The 1,709-nt window shown below is 40.7% G+C and carries 1 protein-coding gene and 1 pseudogene; one reads left to right on the top strand and one right to left on the bottom strand.

All coding sequences use genetic code 11. The annotated features are described in order from the left end of the window. The first annotated feature begins 148 nt into the window (after positions 1 to 148). The gene (locus tag AACR93_RS04560; RefSeq protein WP_082044201.1) at positions 149 to 1,228 is read left to right on the top strand and encodes an acyltransferase family protein; all 1,080 of its coding nucleotides are present in this window, start codon (positions 149 to 151) and stop codon (positions 1,226 to 1,228) included. A 112-nt stretch (positions 1,229 to 1,340) separates the two neighbouring features. Here the strand turns inward: AACR93_RS04560 and AACR93_RS04555 are convergent. Next, positions 1,341 to 1,616, bottom strand: a pseudogene (locus tag AACR93_RS04555) (tyrosine-type recombinase/integrase); the annotation flags it as partial. Between the last annotated feature and the right edge of the window lie 93 nt (positions 1,617 to 1,709).

Genomic DNA, 1,709 nt, shown 5'->3' with positions numbered 1-1,709 from the left:
GCACTAAAGTAGCGTAAAGAAGACACCGGTTTGATGCCGGTGTCAGGTGATAACTAGATCTGTACATATGTAGCAAAACCCACAAAAGTAGCACAGCCATTTCTCATATGAGATACTGCTTTTTTATAGACCATACGTTCGACATCTCATGACTCCCATCAATAATAGACTTGACTCAATTCAAATTTTACGTGCTATAGCTGCATGGCTAGTCGTATTCCATCACTATAATCAAGTTTTTTTCAATTGGGATATGAGTGGTACATATATACCTTATTTCATATCTAACTTCACTCATATATACGGAAAAATGGGTGTTGACTTATTTTTTATCGTGAGTGGCTTGATCATGTTTATTACTATAAGCAAGTCACCCAATGCCATGTATTTCCTATTAAAGAGAGTAATAAGAGTATATCCTCCTTATTGGTTTTATACTGCACTACTACTTGTTATAGTGATAAGTTCTACTCAGCCATATTTTTTGTTTGAAAAATACACTCTTGTTTCTGTTGCTAAATCCCTAATGCTCATTCCAAATGAGAATCCAAACGGCATAGGTTTATATCCATTTTTAACTGTGGGCTGGACTCTATTTTTTGAGATGGCGTTTTATGTAATTTGCACTCTTGGTCTTATGACCACCACTCGTTACTGGTGGATTATAACAATCGCAATATTGACTGTTATCCCTAAATTCTGGAGTCTGGAATGGGGAAGTTATTTTTTCAAAAGCAGTTACATTTCTGAGTTTGCAATTGGGCTATCAATTGGTTTCATACTCATAAAGAGTAATCTAAAGAAAAATATGTTAATAAGCTTTCCCATGATAGCATTGGGGATTTTTAACATTACTCCAGACACAACTAATTTACTAACCCAGATAAATCTTGGATTAATTGTCTTTGGCTTTGCTGTAATGCCTGAACTGAAAAATCGTTTTTTTGATGCCGCAGTAAATCTTGGTAGTGCATCCTACTCGACATATCTAATTCATGTAATCGTATTGGTGACCATATACAATTTCTTGGGTGCCAATCCTAGTGGCTGGGAGTTTACACTATCTCTTATTACATATTTGACTGTTACGGCAATTTTATCTCTATACAGTTACAAATATATTGAAGTTGGATTTGTTAACAGAAAACTTCAAGCGGCCATAAGTAATTTGATTATGAACGGTTCCAAAAGCGTAGAAAACACCAAAAAGCTTTCCGCAGATAATTAAATGCTCCGTTCCCCCCACAGTATTAATTGCTGTTAGCCCGTAACTGTATTGTGCTGCGTCGACAGGTATCACTGAAGACGCGGCACAATCGGGCGCAGTGATTTAGGTTACTTCAATGTAAACCACATACGGTAAGAGGGTTCAATCTTACCGCATCTTCCAGATGATCGGGGGCTAAGTGGGCATATCGCATGGTCATGGCGATGGTGGAGTGGCCGAGGATTTTCTGCAGCACCAGGATGTTGCCGCCGTTCATCATAAAGTGGCTGGCGAAGGTGTGGCGCAGAACGTGGGTGTTTTGCCCGGGTGGCAGTTCCAGCCCTGCCCTTTCGACCACCATTTCGAAGGCTCGATAACAGTCACCGAACAGGCGGCCGCGCTTTCTGGGCGTAACCGTTCACCGGGACGGTGTTGACAGCACCAACTCCTCCGGGAACGGGTAGTCGGTTTTCTCGATGCAGGACCTGACAACTGCCCTCAG

The sequence above is a fragment of the Aeromonas sp. L_1B5_3 genome (assembly GCF_963866575.1).
GTDB lineage: Bacteria > Pseudomonadota > Gammaproteobacteria > Enterobacterales > Aeromonadaceae > Aeromonas > Aeromonas jandaei.
The sequence above is the reverse complement of the archived record's forward strand: the minus strand, read 5'-3'. Positions and strand labels throughout refer to the sequence as shown.

Excerpts from the sequence above, each read along its gene's own strand:
- AACR93_RS04560 (WP_082044201.1), top strand. The coding sequence starts at position 149 with ATGACTCCCATCAATAATAGACTTGACTCAATTCAAATTTTACGTGCT.